The sequence below is a fragment of the Mycobacterium sp. E3251 genome (genome assembly GCF_001666835.1).
Lineage (GTDB): Bacteria > Actinomycetota > Actinomycetes > Mycobacteriales > Mycobacteriaceae > Mycobacterium.
The window spans coordinates 58,044-77,180 of sequence record NZ_LZJF01000051.1; the positions used below are offsets into that span (position 1 = coordinate 58,044).

The following is a 19,137-nucleotide window of genomic DNA, read 5'->3' on the forward strand; positions in this document are numbered from 1 at the left end:
GCGTTTTTGTCGCAGCCGCACAGCTGACGATCGGCCAGCCAACACGCGAACAAAGGCGAGCCTATTTAGACTCCATCGCCCGTGAGGTCGTAATCCAGGGCAACTGTCGATCGGTAGATCTCAACTGCGCTCTTCTTGCCGAGGAGGACGACCTCGCGCGCCAAGGGCTTCTGCATGTCAATGACTTTCATGCCACCGTCAACTTCGGCGACGGCTTCGATACGGTGAAAAGCATCCCCGTACACCTCCGCGAACGACGCTAGCGCCCGGAGCTTCATGGCCGCGTCGTCAAGATGGTGTCCGTGCGGGTCGATGATCGATGCGACGATCTGCCCACCAATCTCATTGAAGAACACAAAGTCGGGGTGCATCGAGCGCCAGTTGCCTGTGGTCTCGTCACGGTAGGCGATACCCAGTGAGTCGACGGCAGCCCGCGACGGATTCCTGTACCACGCGCGCACATTCGGGCGTGCGAGCTCCGCGTGCACTATCTTGCGTTCCCAACTGTTGAGGGATGTCAGCGGGAACTGGCCCTCCTGGTCACACATCAGATGCAGTGGGGCCAGCGGTGCTGCCACGATTTGGTTGCCATCTTCGACCGAAAAGCCCTCGATCCGCGTGCGCGGTGGACGCAGAGTGCCTAGTTGCGGATCAGTGGCCAAGGCGCGAATGTCCTCGTACTCCTGCTGGCGCACGTCCGGCAACTCCTTGAGCGCTACGCGGTGCTGAGCGAACAGCTTGGCGGTGAGTTCGGTCGCTTCGACGTCGACCTTGTCACGCACCTCCTTGACGGTTGCGAGCGCAGCGGCGCGCACGTATGCCTCGCGTAGACCGTCGTCATCCGCGCCGGGGTCATCGGGTCCGGCGAGATAGTTGACATACGATTGGGAAATATCGGCGCCGAACGCTTTCTTGGCTGCCTCGAAACCGGTGAGAATCGCACGGTCGTCGGCAAACTCGACGAACTCAGTGTACGTCAGCCCCGTTTTTCCGAAGCGGCCGGCGATCTCCTGGACGTGGACGTCCCACACTTCCTGGATAGCGGAGTCGAGTTGATTCTTGTAGCGAGTAGCGTACGCATCAAGAATGCGGTGGAGTTCCTCTTCAATTGCGCTAAGCGCGCCCGGGCGCACGCCGTCGGCGGATAGCGCCTGCGCGAGTGCGACGAGACGCTTCACCGGACGCGCGCCTCGCTGGGGCAGCGTCTGGGTGGGGAGCGCCCCCCACCGTTCCCAAACCCTTTCAGGAACAGCGGGGTTCGGTAGCAGCTCCTTGCCGTCGAGGACGGTCTTCTTAGTCGAGCCCGGCATGTCCTCCAACTCGCCGGTGAGAAATCGGACGACCTTGACAGCGGTGGTGCGGTCGAAGAACGGCAGGATGCAGTCGACGCTGTTCAATCGTTCGTCACCTGGAACACGCCGCGCAAGCGGGCTGCGCACCATGCGCCCGAGCAGCTGCGTGATGTGGGTATTGTCCTTCGCCGGGCGAAACGAGACCAGAACCTCAGCCCGTGGGCAATCCCATCCGGTAGAGATGGCATCCTTTGCGACGAGGACGCGTACCTCGGTATCGTCCTGCACACGCTGAGGTTCGATCCAGTCGACTTCCCACGCGCCGAATTTCTGCGTTGAGTGGTCCCCGAGCACATGGCGCACGGACGATCCCTTCAGATCCGGGTACTCCGCGAAAATCGTGTCGATGGCGACGCCAACGTCGTCGGGGTCCGGCGTGTTGGGAGTTTGAATGACCAGCAGCGGTTGCACGGTCTCCAACAGCCCTTGTGATTGCCCGTAAGCCAGCCACCGCTCGGTGGAATCTTTAAGCTTCCGAGCCGCGCGGCGCACAAGAACCGAGTCGAAGTTACCGGCTTCGTGGGGTATGTCGAGGACAAGCGTGTCCTTGACCAGGCCGGACTCCTGTACGCGGCCCGGGTCGACTAGGACCGACGGCAGCCCGCGTCGATTCTTGGTCGCCTCAGCCTCTTTCATCGCCGCGTCAAAGTGCTCGATGGTCGCCGAGATACCCCACACGATCGGAATGGGTGGTCGTACTTTGGTGCCATTGACGAGACGACGCACGATTGTCGGTTTGTCGGACGTTGTTCGCGAGTTGAAACCGCGATGGGCTTCGTCTAGCACGAGATGCAGCGTTAGGTCGTCGTCCTCGATAGTGTTGGCGAGTGTTTCCCAAATGGTCCACCCCTGCATGTCCGGCGGAGCGATCGCTGCGAGGCCGGTGATCTGTTCCTGGCCTTCTGTCGCGGTCTCAATGTGACCGCGGGTGAGCAGGGAGCTTTTGGTGAGTTTCTGGGTGTTAAGGAAGTACACCTTTCCTGGCTCGAGGCGCGGCTTCGCAAACGGCGGTTCGATGCGGATCAAATTGTTGTAGGTGAACTTTTCAGAGGCTTGCATGAGGCGGGTGCGCGTCTGCTCATTCAAGCTCGGGTCGTCGGAGAACCACAACACGACTGCGCCCGGGTCAGGGTCAAAGCCGAATGTCTCGCTGCCCCAGAAGAGCGCCTCAATAGCGGCGGCCGCCATCACGGTTTTTCCGGCGCCAGTAGTGGCGGTGAGCGAGAAAGACGAAATCTCGCGCTTGTCCGGATTCTTGAAATTCTCGCGCGCCCGCCGCAGGTTAGCTAGAACATCGCCTACCGCGTCCGCCTGATAGTCCTTCAGTGTGAACTTCACAGCAAGCCCCGCCCGGACTCGATTTCGAAGTTGCGAAGGTAGGCCGCGTAGAGACGTACGGGCGCCACACGTTCTGGCAGCTCTTGGGCAATGGACTCGAAGAGCCGATCTTCATCGGTCACTATGTATGCAAGGGTGACGTTTTCGTTAGCGGCTATGGATTTGAGGAAATCCTCGGTGCAGTCGAGGTCGCCGAGAACGCCGTACGTGTCAGCTACGTCCCAACCTGCAGAGATATCCTCGATGCGTCTACCTTGCGCGCCGGCACGCATCCACAGTAGAGACGCAATCTTCCCGAACTCCCGATCGCTCGCAACCCTCAAGGGTGCCTCGTAGGTGAGGATGAAGAACTCGGCGTTTTCCTCGAAGCCATCGGCCATCGGGAATTCGTCTTTGAACTTGTAATCCCCAGCGATTCGCTCGCCGTCCGGCGTCCTGCCGGTAATCGCAGCCCCGATACGCGGTCTGGTTATGTGATCGCAAATGCCCCACCGCTCCCAATCGGCATCCCCTGGCCGAAGCCCATCGGCTCGTAGAGTTGCTTGCTGATCGGCGGCGACTTCATTGTTGGTGACGGATATACATTGCCGACGCCCACCGTCCTGGTGGTTCAACCTCGCGACGGCATGCGCCGTCGTCCCGGAGCCAGCGAAGAAGTCCACGACGATGGCATGGCGCTTATCGCCAACGGCGAATCGAACTGCATCCTCGACGGCGTACAAAGACTTCGGAAATGGAAACTTTCGATCGGGTATTAATGACGCGAGCATCCCCGATCCGTAGTAGCCGGCGTTGTGCGATGGGCGATTCCACACCGACATGCCCGCGCGCTGCGGGCGCGATACATTTCTCAGCTGGACTACGTTGTTCTCGTCGCGGCCAACGACTTCGATTTCGCCTCGGCTGATGCGTTCCAGCTGGCCCCTGTTTAGATAGAGGATCGACCAGCGATCATTAGTCCGGTCAAAGCTGCCGACCTTTGCAGTCCCGTTCTCGACCATTTGACGCAGTGTTGCCGGTGCGAGTTGCCAGCGCTTCTCCGCCCCATTGGTGGATAGCGGCCATACTGCAACCAAACCTTCGGGTACGTCGACGTCATTTCTCGACTGTTCTAATGGGATAGGGTCGCCCACGCCGGAAATTGCGGGCCGTTCGGGGTCGACGAAGACCGGATAGAACAGATTCGGACGATCGATGCGGCGCGCATTGTTGCTGCCTTTGATGAGTCGTTCCCAGCGTACAGGCTCGTCCTCAACCTCCCGCCCGGAAGGAGGGGTCAACAAATCGTCGTCCGTCAAAGCAGGGCCAGCATCGCCAATGAAAAGAAAGCACGCGTACTCGTTTACACGAGTGAACTCTCGATTTCGCGCAACTCCACGATGGTTGATCGTAATAGTCACCATCTGCAGACGAGCTTCCGGAAACGTCTGCTCAAGCAGCAGGCCCAGCCGGTGCACTTCCTTCTCATCGATTGTTACGACCAGTACCGAGTTGTTTGGATTCAGCAATTCCTTTGCCAGGAGTAGTCGTCGTTCCATGAAAGCGAGCCATTTCGAATGACGGTAGAGATCATCACTTTCTACGTAGTCATTGTTATACTTCCAGTCCTTTGCCCCCGTGTTATACGGGGGATCAATATATATTGCGTCGACCTTACCTCGGTGAGTGAATAGCAGCGTCTCGAGCGCATGGTAATTCTCCGCATTAATTAGTATGTGATAAGGCTTATCGCCACCGCGCTCGACCTTGCCCGTCGAAACTAGACCCGGATAGATCGGATCGCGGAACTCAGCGGCCACGACGAGGTCGTGCAGGTCCGCGTCCCCGATTTCGTCGTTCCCAAGTGCCGCGAGAGACGCCGTCGCTGCGAGGCGGTCGATGTTGGCGACCCGCCACAGCTTCTCGTCGGCCTTGGTGGGGCTTTTCCCGCGTGGCGGGAGGATGCGCACCTTGTCGCCCTTTCGGATTGAGCGACCGGGGAGCTCTACCACCTCTGGGACATGCCGTTCGAAGTTGAGACCGAAGGCACGCCTGTCAGCGAGGGCCGCAACTTCCCCCTCGAGATCGCGCGCGAGCTGAGGCTCCTTCTCCTTGAGCTGGCGTAGCAGGTCGTTGAGCCTAGACACGGTTCCTCCCATCACAAAGCTACGGTGACAGCCTCGCAGGCTGCAGGACGATTCGGCAGGCTTCACCAACGCAGAGTGCGGGGTGAAGCCGGAAAATCCGTGCAGCGCGGACTGCGCCCTGCCAACATTAGGGGTTGTGACTTCCTACACGGCAGCCCAGGCCGAAGCCATCGGATGTCTCGACGAACCGCTGCAAATCATCGCTTGTGCAGGGTCCGGCAAAACGCAAGTCATCTCGCAGCGGATTGCCGCGATCTTGGCTCGGCCCGGTGTAGACCCGCGCAACGTCATCGCGTTCACGTTCACCGAGAAGGCCGCGGCAGAACTCAAGGACCGCATTCTTTCGATCGTCGACCAAGAACTCGGCGACGTCACAGGGCTAGCTGAGATGTACGTAGGGACTATGCACGGCTACGCACTAGACCTGCTACAGCGTCTCGTGCCGGAGAAGTTCAAGTTTTCGGTCCTGACCGATATCACAGCGCAGCTGTTCGTCGACCGCTACAGCGCCAAGTCCGGACTAACGTCGTGCCCGACGACCGCAAGACAGGGGAATCTGAAGCGGTACCTCAACTCGAAGTTGTACTTGCAGGTCCTGAGTGTTTTACGAGAGGACAGGATTGACGTCGGACATGTTCCGGGCGGTGTCGTGGAGTCGTTCGAAAAGTACATGAGTCTGCTAAACGATCACTCGCTCTTTGACTACACGCAGATGATCAGCAGCGCGGTCGGCTACCTCGAAGGCGATCCCTACGAGGACGACGACTATGCCCGCGTTCAGGACCACATCAAGAACGACATCAAATATGTCGTCGTTGATGAGTATCAGGACGTCAACCCGCTCCAAGAGCGGCTCGTGCGTGGGCTAGTGCGCTTTGGCGCGAACCTCTGCGTGGTCGGTGACGACGACCAGACGATCTACCAGTGGCGGGGCAGTCAGGTGTCGAACATCATCACTTTCGCTCGCCGTTATCGCAACGTCCGGCAAGTCACGCTCGACGATAACTTCCGCTCGAGCCGCGGGGTGGTCGAGCTCGGTCGCTCCGCAGCCGAGCGCATTCCCGCCACGGAACGTTTAGCGAAGAAGATGGTCGCCGCCGGCAACCAGCAATGGGACCGGGGTGACCTGCTAGCTCTGACCTTCGACGACCCCGACTCCGAGGCAACTTGGATTGTCGACCGGATTGAGCAACTGCATGGGCTCGCGTTTCACGACCGGCCCGAAGCCGAGCCGCGCGGCCTGTCATGGTCGGACTGCGCTATCCTTTTCCGGTCCGTTGCGAAGGACTCCGGCCCTGTCGTAGAAGAGTTGCGCCGAAGGGGCATCCCGTTCATCGTCAAAGGGCTGAACAAGCTGTTCGACAGCCCCGAGATCAAGGCCGTCGTCGGCATCTTCCGATTCGTGGTCCGCGAGATCGACGCCGGATTGCTCAAGACTCTGTGGGAGCGCGCACAGATCATCCCGACTGAAGGTGACTGGGGACGCGCGCTCCGAGTACTCGAGAGTGGCCGGGATTTCGACGCCCACAAGCGCCACGCGGTCTACAACATCCAGCGGCTCTATCTCGACTTCCTCGAAGCCCTGGGCATGCGCGAAAACGCGCTACCTGGTGACGCCACTCGCGGCGAACTCGTCTTCTACCAACTGGGCAAGTTCAGCCAGGTGATCTCGGATTACGAACAGATCCACTTCACAACCGAGCCGAGGGCGAAATACGAAGGGTTCGCCAAGTGGCTCGAACATCAGGCGCCGGGGTATTACGCCGACGCGGACGCCGACATCGGTTACGCGACGCCCGACGCTGTCACGGTGGCAACCGTGCACCAGTCCAAGGGACTTCAGTGGCCGGCGGTGTTCCTCCCGGCGATGCGCAGGAACCGATTTCCGTCTCGGGTGATTGGCGGCGTCACGCTGCGGCATGTCATCCCGGACGAGGCGATCGACGACCCCGCACGGTACAGGGGCACGGTCGAGGACGAAACACGCCTGCTCTACGTCGCGGTCACCCGCGCCCAGAAGTATCTGTACGTGTCGTTCGCGCCGATCGCAGACAACCAGCAACAGCGTCACCGATCCGAATTCTTCGACCACATCGCGGCCCAGCAGTGGGTTTCGACCGCCTCGTCGCCGGTAAATGGTGGCCGGCTTCCACCCCAGCCTCTACAGGAGACCCCGCAAGTCACCCTGTCTTTCTCCGAACTGAAGTACTTGTTCGAGTGCGCATATCAGTTCAAGTTGCGGTTCCTATACGGTTTCAACGCTCCGATCCACGAAGCCCTCGGCTATGGCAAGGGCCTGCACGACGCGCTGTCGGAAATCCACAAGCGGGCACTCGAGGGCGACCTCATCTCGAAAGACTCGGCCCCGGCGCTGATCGACCGACACCTAAACGCGCCGTTCGCGTACCCGGCCCTGCGGGAGCAGTTGCGGGCGGCCGGCGTCAAGGCGATCGAGCGCTACTTCGACACGCACGGCGAGGAAATCGCGAACACTGAGTTCTCCGAGAAACAGATTCAAGTGCACGTCGCTCCTGGTATCACGGTCGACGGCCGGATCGACCTGATCCGACACCTTGACACGGGCGAGGTCGCGATCGTCGACTTCAAATCCACCGAGCGCGCCCAGGCCGAAAACGTCACGCGCGACCAGCTGCACGTTTATGCCGTTGGATACCAGGAGCTCACAGGCAAGTCGGCGGATGTAATCGAAGTACTCAACCTCGATGAAAAGGGCAGAACAACACGCGAGCCGGTTAACGACCCGCTGCTGACTGCTGTTCGGGACCAGATCCGCGATGCAGGGGAATCGCTGCGAACAAACAACCTTCCACGACTGCCTGTTTGGGATGACAACACGTGCGGCTCGTGCGATCTGGTCGGGCTGTGCCGGAGACGTCCTTCAGACTGATCTCTTGCTCTATTAGGTCAGTTGGCCGCAGCGGACAACGTCGGAGGCGTGGTGCATTTGAGACCGGCGCACGGCCGTGTAGCGACTGACGCCGATGCTAGGCGCTTCCGCAGTCTTGATTCGGGCACGGCCGTATACCTTCAGTATTTCGTTGTGACGCGGGCGATTCCGAGCCGCAGGGTTACGGTCTCGGGGCGGCCAATGCTGTTTCGGAAGTAGTAACTCGCTGAGATATGGCAGAACGGCTTTCAGTCAACTTCGGAGACAGCGCGAAGTGGGATCTTCGGCAGATACTGGGCCCCTGCTGCGGATGTCTTACTTGTTTCGTTTCACAGTTGACTAGCTAGCCGGTTTGACGGTAGATCGCGGGACGCCGCTGCCCGCAAAGTCCGCAGCAGCTTCGAGTCCGGATTGCAACCAGGCATGTCGTACGGTACAGAAATGGCTGGCATCGAAGAATTGTCTGAGGCTATCGATCAATGGATGACGGTCTTATCTAGCCGACGACCCGTCTTTCATTCAGAGTTTGATTTTCAGTTCGCCCTCTGCGATGTAATCGCACGCGCAGGCGTCACCCGTATTCGGCTCGAGCGCATGGTGCAACTTCCTGACAGCCCGCGGTTCGAGGTCGACATAATGGGATGCCTCAACGGGTTACCGATGGCGTTGGAGCTGAAATACCCAAAGAAGCGGTTCTTAGGCAAGGTGAGCACGGACGGATACGACGAGCTATTCAACTTGCCTAGCTCAGGTGCTGATGATCTTGACGCCCATGCCATCTGGAAGGACGCGGCTCGCATCGAGAAGCTCATGGCGGCGGAGATTGTAGAGGCAGGCGCAGTCATCGCGTTGTCCAACTTTGAGTTCTGGGACCAACGCAAGCACAGGCAAGGAACACAAGCATACGACTTTCGGCTATGGCAGGGCCGTGAGCTTGAAGCGGGCACAGTGCTCAATTTCACCGAGCCGAAGGGGGCTCACAGTCCGGTTGAGCTCCGATACTCGTATCTTTGTGACTGGCATCCGTACAGCGACCCGCTCGCGTCTGATTTTCGGTATTTGGTCCTAGCACCCGGATCCCACGACTGACGGGGCCTTGTGCGCAGGCATGGCCGAGACCTCTCCCCCGGAGTGCCGGCGGCCACCGGGACGCACTGCAGCTCGGACTATGTACGGACTCTGGGGTTTTGGAGCTCCCCCCCTTTCCGGGAGTTCCGCGGCAGCGTGCACTCGACTGGCCTCTTGCCTTCGGCGTTTATCTGCCGCGCGAAGCGTCCGCAATGACCGGCGATACCCACCGTCGGCTCCGCGCCTCGTGGCAATCGGCGCTCGACGCCCCCAGGGGCGGGACCCCTCCCCCGGTCCAAGCCCGGCCACCGGGACGCACTGTGGCTCGGATTCTGTACGGGTCTGGTGTTTTCGCCGACTTCGCTTCCGCAGGCCGAGAGCTGTTGCCGCACAGGTCAAGTGGGCCAGTGCGACAAAAGGAGTTTATTTATCATGGCTGGTCAGGGGCTGGTACGCAAAAATCAGCTCTTATCTGAACACGCGCCAACACGGCTCCGTGTGCCAATCCCGAACCGGGAGTACCGGTCACACGGCGATTGCTGGATCGGGGGTCCAGGTGATCCGCTTAACACCGTCCTTGGGACCGTCCAGCGACGCGTCAAGCTCGATCGTGATGAGTTCGTCGCCTTCGAACGCGGGGCTCAGTTCAAGGGCGAGATATTCGAAAAGCTGTCGCTCGTGGACAGCGACGATGACCTGCCGCCTGTGTCGCTTCGATAGAATTCGCAAAAGCCCCGCGAACTGCGTGATGTGAACTTCGTCCATCGACTGCACAGGGTCGTCGAAAACGAGACAGGGGACGAGCGGTTTAACCGCCAGGTGCAACGCGATGAAGAGCGATAGCGCCGCGGTATTCAAGTTTCCCGCACTAAGCATCATCTGCGGCGATCCGCCGGTGCCTCCGGACGTGTGAACAGTCTCTAAAGTCACTTCGAGAGCAGCCCTGGATGAGGTCGGGATTCCGAACCTGGGAACGAAGTACTCGCGAGGCGCTAGCCGCATGAACACACTGCGCCACACGTCGTTCAGTGACTCCGTGAACACACGATGCACGATTTCTGCGCGCGCCTCAGACGCTGCGCGTCGTACCTCCTTCGCCACCGCCTGGCGGCGCTTCGCTTCTTTCACTCGTGAATCCCACAAAGACTTGCGTTCTGCGAGATTGGCGACAGTGTCTTTCAATTCCTCGACGCGTTTCGTGCAGTCGAGCATCTGCCTAAGCATCTCACCGGCGGTCGTATTCGCCGCCGCCAGTCTCTCTGTTTGCGCAACGCGTTCGTCTGTAATCTCAGCGAGTCTCCGCCATGCGTCCTGCAAGGGCTCATCGGGACCTGATCCAGGAGCGTTGAGTTCTTTGGCGATATTCTCGAGTTCCGCTCTTACAGCCTGCGCGTCTTGGGCGATGGATTCCAGTTCGTCAAGTGTCGCCCTAGCGTGGTGCAGTGTTGACTGCAATTCGTCGAGGTTATCGATCATCGGCTGGAGTTCCAGAAGACGTTTATGAAGACTCGCCACCGAGGCCCGCTGAGAACGGATCACACTGAGTTCTTCTTCCGTCAAGAGCTGACCTCGGATTCGCTCCAATGTCTGTCCGTCGCGTTCCAGGGCGGCTGCTGCGGCGCCGCGCTGTTCTCGAAACTGTAGAAGCTGAGCCCCTTGATTCGAAAGTTCGACGATCTTGCGATCGATATGGGCGGTGAGATGGATTGACGACGACACCTCACTGAAATCCCTGTCACATACCGGACATACGTTGTCCGAGGCATGCTCGCGTAGGGCGGCTAAACCCTCAGTGAGTGAGCCAGCCTGTTCCTGCGCTTCAGCAAGTTGAGCTTGGAGCGTATCCAAAGAAGAACGATGTTCGGCGAGTTGATTTTCCAGTCGTTTGATCTCGGCGAGGCGTTCGTTCTGGCGAGCTATAAGTCCGTCGAAATTCTGCAGTGCGTCAACGATCTCTGCCATTGCGCCATCTGACGACGGAATTCCCAGGCGGGCTGCGTCGGCATTCCACGCATCGATTGCCGGCCCGTGCTCGTGCCGCCAGCGCTCGTAAGCCGCTGACGCATCTGCGACCGCACTCCTTCCCTCCTCCAGACGCATTGCAGACGGCCTGGTCGACAAGCCCTCGATTCGGCCACCGAGTGCAGTTATCTGTCTAAGGAGAGCCGCGGCCGCAGACCGGTCTTCGCTCTCTCGGCTCGTCCGCAGCAGCTGCGCAACCTCTGGGCCGATGTCTGCGTCGTTGGACATCGGGTAGGAGTAGCCAACAGCTTCCATTGCATCGGCAAGGTGTTCCCGCGAACGCGTCAGCTCGTCTCTTGCATCCGTCAGGTCCGCGGTAGCCTTCGTCAATTCCGCGGCAGCTCGTTCTGTCTCTTTATCGGCGCTCGCGAGAGATTCAGATAACCGCTTAAGTCGACGAATGTCGTCTGCGTCGCTCAGCCCTGAGCGAAGAGCATCGAGTTGTTCCAGCCCGAGCAGTTCGTTGACGAAGCGGGCAAGCGCTGACTCCTCTTTTCCCTCTCGGTACTGATAGAGATCGAGCAGCTGGCCAAGGGACACTTGATCCAAGTAACAACGCTCGGCGTAAAACTGAGCAGTTTCTGGATCTAGGGCCGGGTTGCCTTCAATCCGGTTGCCACCGACCGTCATTCGTTCGGATGCGCGACCCCGGCCGAGCTGCTCAGAAACCGCCACGCTAATCGTCGCGAAGTCTTGTCCGTGAAACGGCAGGTGTGCGGTGTAGCGCGGGTCATGTCGACGCATGCTGCGAATCTCGCCAGTAAGCGCGAGCTCAAGCGCCGAGAGCACACTGGTCTTGCCGGCACCGTTGTGACCGTGCAGTAATACGATAGGTGCATCGAGCGGCAGGACTCGGGTGCCTTCGATTCGGCGGAAATCGGAAATCGAGATGCGGCGGAGCGGTACATCAGTCATGAATCGCTCCTCTCGTTCAACTCGCCATCTGCTGCGGCATCGATATACCTGCGCAACGATTCTCGCACTTCATCGGGGCCCACCTCGGCTGCCTCAATGAAACGCTGGTGCTCTTCGGACGCGGCTGCACCCAACCGTTCGACCACGAGAGTGAGCGGCGGTGGTCCCACTGACTGCTCTGCCGGGAGCTTTAGTGGCAGTAGTACGGCGACCGCACGGCGGATGTCCTCGGGACGAGGAGCGTTGCTGTCGATGGTGAGGACACGAGAGTGCTGTTCTAGGTTGGCCAACGTCCGCGCGTCTACCGTCTCGCCTATGAGAACCAAACTCACCGGCCGCGTCGACTCGACTTGATCGAGGGTGCGACTCAAGGCAGACAATAGCCGCAGAAGCCGGCGCTGAGAGTTGTCGGTGGTGGCCAAGACAACTAGATCATGCGATACGCCGGTGCCCTTGACTGCAGCATCGAAATCGAAAATCGAACCTGCAACGATCAGGGGCTTAGGCAGACGTTCATAGCCTGCGCCCTCAAGTACTCGCAGCACACTCTCAACAGTCGTCGCGTTCACAGTGCAGCTTCCAATACGAATGCTTCGAACAGCTCGTCGGCGGTACTGACTGAGGAGCAAACTGCCTCCAGGTCTACCTGACGGGCACCGCTCCTGCCAGTGCGACCATAGCGTGTGCCTGGTGAGCGCGTCTTTGGGTTCTGGATCGCCTCTGCCTGGGCTACTACAACTTCATCGTCTCGCATCTCAACGATTCCGGCGACTTCGAGGTTCGATAAGGCCCGTGCGTCACGTACTACAAACACTTTTGATAGTTGTGCCCCTTTCCTAACTCGCACAACACCATCCTGGGGCGTCGCCGTTTCACCGAGGTCGAGTGCCCACTCACCCTCCATATACCCTCGGCCGAGCAGCGTGTATGCCAGCGCAAAGCGCCCAAGAGCTTCGCGTGGAAAATCGGGATCTCCAACAGCTTCTGCTATCGGAGCGCCGGAAACAGCCAGGTATGCGGCGGGGTTAGGAATGCTGCCCTTTCTAAAAATCCACAATGCAAGGGTCAACGCCGATATGAAAGCTCTTATGAAAGCTTGAGGGTCGGTATCAGCTATTTCGCCCGCTGCGTCTCGAATGTCACGGATGTCTGCGTGGATCCGCGCGAAATCCGGGTCCGATAAGTTCAATTCAGTAATAAGCCGTATCAAGGCGCCCAGCTTGTCGGCCAGTGTAAATAACACCAGGGCTAGAAGAGCTGGCTTAGCGTAGGCGCCGAGCAAAGCCGATGACTGGATTTCCTCACTGTTCGCGGAATAATCGTCGCCATACGTCACCTGCAGCACGTGCTTGTTGTGATGGCTAAGCCTCTGGACGGCAAAGATAACCGCCGGCGGGGCGGCGGGCCAGCTTCGGGCCAGGTATTGGATCGCCTCGTGAAGGATTGTGTGAATATTGGCATCCTGCGCAGAAAGCCCGATAAAGAAGGCAGGCCGAGACGCGAAGAGGTGCTCAAGGTAATGTTTCATCATTCGATATGGTGGCTGTGTCGTCCAGCCAGAGATTTGCGACTTTCGCGCGATGAGTAGACTCCGGTATTGGGCCGGATCTCGGGCTGCCCTGACTGCGCAGCCGTGGAATTTCACCAACTCTGCTGGTCGACCAAGGGCAGTGAAGTCGTCTGCCTTTACCCTTACATTAAGCACTCGATCGTCACCGCACTCAAGACGATCTATCGCCGCTTCCACGAGGCCATCCCAATTTGTAGTCGCCGCCGATCGCACTACTCCTTCCAAAATTAGGATTGCGATACAGAAATGTTCTACATCGGGGGCCAAGTTCGGGTCCCCGTACGTGGAGGCCACGTCGAGTCCGGACCAAACAAGGAAGTCATCAGCTTCGCCCCGGACCCGTACGTCAAGAACCTCCGAGTAGTGGTCGATTAGACGGTTCACGATGTCATCGAGGTTCGGCCACGTGCCAACCGCCGATGTGAAGTCGATCGAGGCGAGCGTTGCGGCTGGCACCGCAGCAACCTCAAGGACCTCGTCGAGAGCCTGCCTAAAGCGACACGTCGGGTCGGCAGCAACACAACTTCTCTGGAGGAAGTCCAACATACGCGTCAGCAGTTCAGGTACACCGGGCACAACCTCACGCGAAATCCCGGAACCAAGCCATAACAGGTATTCACCGCGAGCGACGGCCGACGCGAAGTCGGCAAATTCTTTATCGAAGCACTCAAGGACCTCTGCAACAGTGTTCCGCGGCATCGGCGTCACGGCTCTGAGGCGCCCGTCACGGTGAGAGAACAGCTCGCGAGCTCAGATGGAAGGCTAACCATGAGAAACACCGTCAGTACTCGTTGTGCCACCCAGCAGATAACATCCGGACAAAGTCTTCCTCATCAGTGGTTGTCGAGCAGCCAATTTCGCGGATTCGTCGCTCGCCGGGACCCGCCCGGCGGCGAGCTCGCTCGCTTGGCTGCTGGTCGACATTAGCTCGATGTACCGGTGCATGAGCGCACCGGCCAAACCGTTTCATGTCGATCGCTGAACCCGGCGATCCGGCTTCGGGGCACCTTGGTGAGCGCGTCCACGAAATCCTCACCATCGACACCGGAACCGGCCGCCCATGCGCCGCCTGTGTCGAGTGCATAGCATGCACGCGCACCGTCAGGCAGAGCTTCGGAACACACGCGTCACCAGGCTCTTTTTCATCCATCGTTTATTCACCGCTTATGATCGAAATTCACTGAGAATCGACGAATACGATCGATATCTCTGCGACGTCTAAACCTGTGCCCTACAGCAGTTTTCGACAACAGCCGAGAACCACCAAGAACAATCAGCTGCAAAAGCCGGTGTCGCAGGTTCGAATCCTGCCGGGGGCACTCACGGCGTGTCACCTCGGCTGATGGGTGACATTTTGTCTTCGCGTGTTGCCTGACAGTGGTTCGGTTGATCCTTTACACCAGGTTCGGTTGATCCTTGACACTCCCTAGATGAGGGAGTTGAGCGTGGCCGAACAGTCACGGGTTGACCGCGGCGCAGGCCGCCGACCAAGACCAGGGTGGCGCCTCACGAGGCTATGTTGCTGGTTGGCCCGATATGAGGTCGCTGGCCGGGAGGGCTGGATGCGGGCGCGCCAGGGGTCGCATCGGCCGGTGTCGTGTCCGCATCAGATGCCGGATGCCGTGAAGGCACGCGGATACGTCCACCTCCCCTGGACCTCGATCGAATCCAGCTCGTCAATCTGTATGCAGCGGAGCGGCGGTTCTTGATCACGGAGATTCGGTCACCGGGGGGCGTGGCACGCCGAGCCCTTCGGCAAGAGTCTGCAGAGCGATGTTCGCCAGCGGCAGATCCACTCCCACTTCCCCGCCGAGCCCCAGGGCAAGGCTGAGGTCCTTTTCTCCCAAGTCGCGGGTGTGCAGGAAGGGCTGGTAAAGAAAGTGGTCTGGGGCGAGCGGCTTGCTCATGTCGTCGCGGAACATCATTGCACCGGTGCCACCGCTGTGTGCATCGGTGTGGCGCACAACCCGGCTGAACGCTTGCACATCGAGACCCGCCAACTCGGCGAGCTTCATCGCTTCGCAGGCGGCCGCAAAAGAGGTGAAAGTCAGCATGTTGCGCGCCAGCTTCATCCGGGTCCCCGAGCCGGGTGCCCCCGCGTGAACCACCATCGACGCCCACTGCTTGAAGGCCGGCTTGACGCGGTCGTAGACGTCCCGTTCGGCGCCCACCATGACAGCCAGGTCACCCGTCTTCACCGCTTCCACGCCGCCGCTGACCGGTGCATCGATGACGTGAACGCCGGTCGGCTCCAGTTCTGCCGCGAGTTCGACCGCGGTTCTGTGGTCTATCGTCGAGTGGATCGCGATGACGGTGCCGCGCTTGGCGAGCGGGGCGAGCCGTGCCACGACGTCGCGCACTTGCTCGTCGTTCAGCACCATGACACTGATGATGTCTGCGGCCGCCACATCATCCACGGTGTCGGCGACCTGCACTCCGGCGTCGGCGAATGACGTTGTCGCATCCGGCCTTACGTCGAAAACGATCAACCCGCCCGGCCAGCCGACCAGCCGCTTGGCCATGGGCGCACCAAGATTGCCCAGCCCGATGAAGCCCAACTTCGGCGCCTGATCTTCGGCCATCAACTACCTCCTCGGAGTCGCACGATCATTGTGCACGACGGCATTCTCAGGCCCGCCGCAGCAGCATCGCGGTGGTGCCGCTGTTGGCCGCCCCGACACCGACCGCGGCCAGCTTCGCGCCGTCGACCTGTCGCGCAGCCGCCTCGCCACGGATTTGCAGGCACGCTTCATGCAGATGTCCGAAGCCGTGCAGACGTCCTCCGGATAGCTGCCCTCCGGCAGTGTTGATGGGAAATTGTCCGCCCAGCGAGATGCGCCCCGGATCGGCGACCCACGCGCCGGATTCGCCGACCGGGCAGAAACCGAAGTCCTCCAGCCAGCAGAGCACGAAGACACTGAACCCGTCATACAACGAGGCCACGTCGACGTCGGCGATGGTGAAGTCGGTGCGATCCCAGATCGTGGACCAGCGCGAACTGATGCGGGTGATGTCCTCACCTCCCTCCCAGATGAACCGGTCGTGGTGGGCGCAGTCGAGGGCCTCCACCGCCACCCCCGGGTGGTCCAGCGCCGCGACGTGCTCGGCACGCGAAACGACGAATGCGGTCGCCCCGTCGCAGGCGATGTCACAGTCGAACATGCACAACGGGTCAGAAACCATGCGCGCGCCCAGATAGGCGTCCAGGTCGAGTGGGTCGCGATAGATCGCCGTGGGGTTGCGGGCGGCGTGGGCCCGTTGCGCGATGGCTATCGACGCGAGTTGCTCCCGAGTCAGGCCGTACCGCAGCATTCGCGCGCGAATCTGCAGCGCCGCCAGGTTGGCCGCCGTCGCACCAAATGGCATCTGCCAGCCCAGCATCCCGGCGGGGCGGCCGCCGCCAGACCCGTAGCCCTTGCGCCGGCCGGCGCCCTGAGCCGTGCCCTCCCAGATGCTGCGCCAACACAGGACGTGGTCGGCAAGCCCGCCCGCGACAGCGAGCATTGCGTCCACCACGGCGCCCAGCTGCCCAGGGGATTCCACTCCCCCGGCGACCCAGTTCGGCTGGATTCCCAGCGCGTCGTGGATGTCCCGCAACGACGCCCCCGAGAACCCGACGCCCGGTTGCGACGACCCTGGATATGTTGTGAGCCCGTCGATGTCGGCCAACGACAGACCCGCGTCGGCAACCGCGGCCAGACACGCTTCGGCGGTCAGCTCCAGCGGGTCCCGCCCCAGCCGGCGGCCGATTGCCGACTGACCGATACCGCTGATGACCGCCCGATCGGTCACCCCCTTATTCACCAGCGCTCCGGCTCGAACAATGGAATGAACACCTCGTCTTCACCGTCTAGGCATCGATCGAACGTCACCCGAACGGGCATGTTCGCGGTGACCTCGGCGGGATGAACGTTCACCAGGTTGGTCAGCAGGCGCGCCCTCCTGTCCTCGACCGGAGTGACGAATGCGATCAGATAGGGCGGCGCGAACCCCGGGAACCACTGATGGCGATTCACCGTCCAGGATTCGACGAACCCGCGGCCGCTGAGGTCGACATACTCGGTCGCCGCGTGGTCGACAGGGCACAGCAGCGCGGGCGGGTGGCACAACCGCCCGCAGTCGGTGCAGCGTTGCATGCGCAGCACTCCGTCGGCACCGGCGGTCCAGAAGGGCCGACTTAGAGCGGTCAGCGCCGGAACCGGCCGGGAAGTGTCTGGTATGTGAGTCATGGGGTATATAGGCGATTCGACTGCTAGCCAAATACTCCCGGCGATTGCGAGTAGTCCACCGTAGACAGTTCGGTCATGCCCCCATCGACGTGGAGCACCGTGCCGGTCACGAACGCCGCGTCGTCCCCCGCGAGGAAGGCCACGGCGGGCGCGATCTCCACGGGGCTGGCGCCGCGCTTCATCGGCGAGGCCGCGGCCGTCCGCGTGTAGTTGTCCCACTCGGTGCCGATCAGTTTCTCCTGGGCCTCCGTAAGGGCGAACGGGCACACCGCGTTGACGCGGATGCGGTGGCGAGCCCACTCGTTGGCGGCCACCTTGGTCAGCGCCGCCACCGCGCCCTTGGCCGCCGAATAGGGAGCGGTGTAGGCGATGCCGGCGAGGGCGGAGCCCGACACGAAGTTGATCACCGACGCCCGCCCCGACTCGCGCAGGAACGGGAAGCAGAGCTGCATGAACCGGAACGTAGCCTTGGGCCCCGTGGCCTCGGAAAGCTCCCAATCCTTATCGGTGACCAATTCCAGCGCCTTCGGCATCGCGAAGAACTGCGCCGCGTTGACCAAGACGTCGATGCGGCCGCCCCCGGTTTCCGCCGCCTCCTGAACGGCGGCTTCAATCGCATCGCGATGGGCGACGTTGGCCCTGATGAAGGAGGCCCGCCCGGAATTGCCCCGAATGCGCTCGACGCGCTCAAGGCCCTTCTCCCCGTTGAGATCGACGATCGAAACGTGAGCGCCCAGGCTGGCCAACTCCTCGGCGATGGCCCCGCCCAACCCTTGAGCCCCGCCGGTAACCAGCGCGTATCTGTCCTCGAGACGAGACAAGACCACTCCTTGCTGCGATGTAACAATGGAACATTGAGCGTTCAATTATCCAATGATTGCAGATCGCCGCGGCGGTGCCTAGTACACCCGCCTCGAACCCCCGCCGTGCGAAGGACCCAGGGGTGCGGCAGTCTTCGCAGGGCCGGTGCGGCTCCCGGGCGCAAAGCCGCACGTCGCGTAGCATGAAGAGCTGAGATCACCGCCCTTGGCCTTCGTAGGAGTGAGATGTTGACTGATCCGGTCACCAGCGAATCGGCGGCCGGCGCCGACGTCGACCGCCGGGACCAGATTCTCGACGCGGCAAACGAATGCTTCGCCCAGCTGGGCATCCAGCGCACCAGTGTGCAGGACGTGGCGCGCATGGCGAAGGTCTCGCGGGGCACCATCTATCGGTACTTCGTCGATCGCGATGTCCTGATCGAAGCCGCCATCGAGCATGGCGCACAAGGCTTCTACCGTGAAGTCGCCGCGGCGATGGCCAAGAAATCAACGCTGGCAGAACAACTCGGCGCGATGGCCGAGACCCACGCGAAAATTCTGCTCGACCATCGGACTCGCAACCGGCTGATGGCCGACGATGCCGAGCTGATGCGGCACATGATCTCCGACGGTGACACCGCGGTCCGGCGATCCACGCAGTTTCTCGAACCCTACGTGCGGGCCGCGCGCGAGCGCGGCGAGGTGGGCACCGGCGTCGATGTGAGTGCGGCCAGCGAATGGCTGGCCCGCATCATCTGGTCGTTCTCGACCGTCAACGAGGCCCAGACGTTCGACATGTCCAAACCGGA

General features: G+C 60.9%; 12 protein-coding genes. 3 read left to right on the forward strand and 9 right to left on the reverse strand.

The window, feature by feature from the left end; all coding sequences use genetic code 11:
- Positions 1-65 precede the first annotated feature (65 nt).
- Both A5697_RS06655 and A5697_RS06660 read right to left on the reverse strand, forming a co-directional pair.
- Positions 66-2,690 carry a DEAD/DEAH box helicase gene (locus tag A5697_RS06655; RefSeq protein ID WP_068009003.1) on the reverse strand — a complete coding sequence of 875 codons (2,625 nt, stop codon included), beginning with the start codon at positions 2,688-2,690 and terminating at the stop codon, positions 66-68.
- Complete coding sequence (locus tag A5697_RS06660) at positions 2,687-4,816, reverse strand: site-specific DNA-methyltransferase (RefSeq protein ID WP_068009035.1); 2,130 nt, start codon at positions 4,814-4,816, stop codon at positions 2,687-2,689. Before A5697_RS06660 ends, A5697_RS06655 begins: the two co-directional genes overlap by 4 nt.
- 136 nt (positions 4,817-4,952) lie before the next feature.
- On the opposite strand from A5697_RS06660, the gene A5697_RS06665 reads away from it, so the two are divergent.
- Positions 4,953-7,724 carry an ATP-dependent DNA helicase gene (locus A5697_RS06665; protein WP_068009006.1) on the forward strand — a complete coding sequence of 924 codons (2,772 nt, stop codon included), beginning with the start codon at positions 4,953-4,955 and terminating at the stop codon, positions 7,722-7,724.
- Between the two features lie 441 nt (positions 7,725-8,165).
- Entirely contained in the window at positions 8,166-8,813 is a 648-nt protein-coding gene (locus A5697_RS06670) for a hypothetical protein (protein ID WP_156673184.1), read from the forward strand.
- 504 nt (positions 8,814-9,317) lie between these two features.
- Here the strand turns inward: A5697_RS06670 and A5697_RS26995 are convergent.
- The 7 genes from A5697_RS26995 to A5697_RS06700 form a co-directional block, all read right to left on the reverse strand.
- Positions 9,318-11,729 (reverse strand): AAA family ATPase, encoded by a 2,412-nt coding sequence (locus tag A5697_RS26995; RefSeq protein WP_082953268.1) that lies wholly within the window; start codon positions 11,727-11,729, stop codon positions 9,318-9,320.
- Positions 11,726-12,298: a hypothetical protein gene (locus A5697_RS06680; protein WP_068009015.1), complete on the reverse strand. Its 573-nt coding sequence runs from the start codon at positions 12,296-12,298 to the stop codon at positions 11,726-11,728. Before A5697_RS06680 ends, A5697_RS26995 begins: the two co-directional genes overlap by 4 nt.
- A complete protein-coding gene (locus A5697_RS27000; RefSeq protein ID WP_082953269.1) occupies positions 12,295-13,998 on the reverse strand; it encodes an SIR2 family protein in 1,704 nt (567 codons plus the stop codon). The genes A5697_RS06680 and A5697_RS27000 overlap by 4 nt, the downstream gene beginning before the upstream one ends.
- A gap of 1,010 nt (positions 13,999-15,008) precedes the next feature.
- Entirely contained in the window at positions 15,009-15,881 is an 873-nt protein-coding gene (locus tag A5697_RS06685) for an NAD(P)-dependent oxidoreductase (RefSeq protein ID WP_067949658.1), read from the reverse strand.
- A gap of 46 nt (positions 15,882-15,927) precedes the next feature.
- Positions 15,928-17,103, reverse strand: a complete 1,176-nt coding sequence (locus tag A5697_RS06690) for a thiolase family protein (protein ID WP_068009018.1) — start codon at positions 17,101-17,103, stop codon at positions 15,928-15,930.
- Positions 17,100-17,528: a Zn-ribbon domain-containing OB-fold protein gene (locus A5697_RS06695; protein WP_067760405.1), complete on the reverse strand. Its 429-nt coding sequence runs from the start codon at positions 17,526-17,528 to the stop codon at positions 17,100-17,102. The genes A5697_RS06690 and A5697_RS06695 overlap by 4 nt, the downstream gene beginning before the upstream one ends.
- 23 nt (positions 17,529-17,551) lie before the next feature.
- Positions 17,552-18,349: an SDR family NAD(P)-dependent oxidoreductase gene (locus tag A5697_RS06700; protein ID WP_067277377.1), complete on the reverse strand. Its 798-nt coding sequence runs from the start codon at positions 18,347-18,349 to the stop codon at positions 17,552-17,554.
- A 225-nt stretch (positions 18,350-18,574) separates the two neighbouring features.
- Here A5697_RS06700 and A5697_RS06705 point away from each other — a divergent pair.
- Positions 18,575-19,137 (forward strand): TetR/AcrR family transcriptional regulator (locus tag A5697_RS06705; RefSeq protein ID WP_068009020.1); only part of this gene is annotated, 563 nt, incomplete at its 3' end.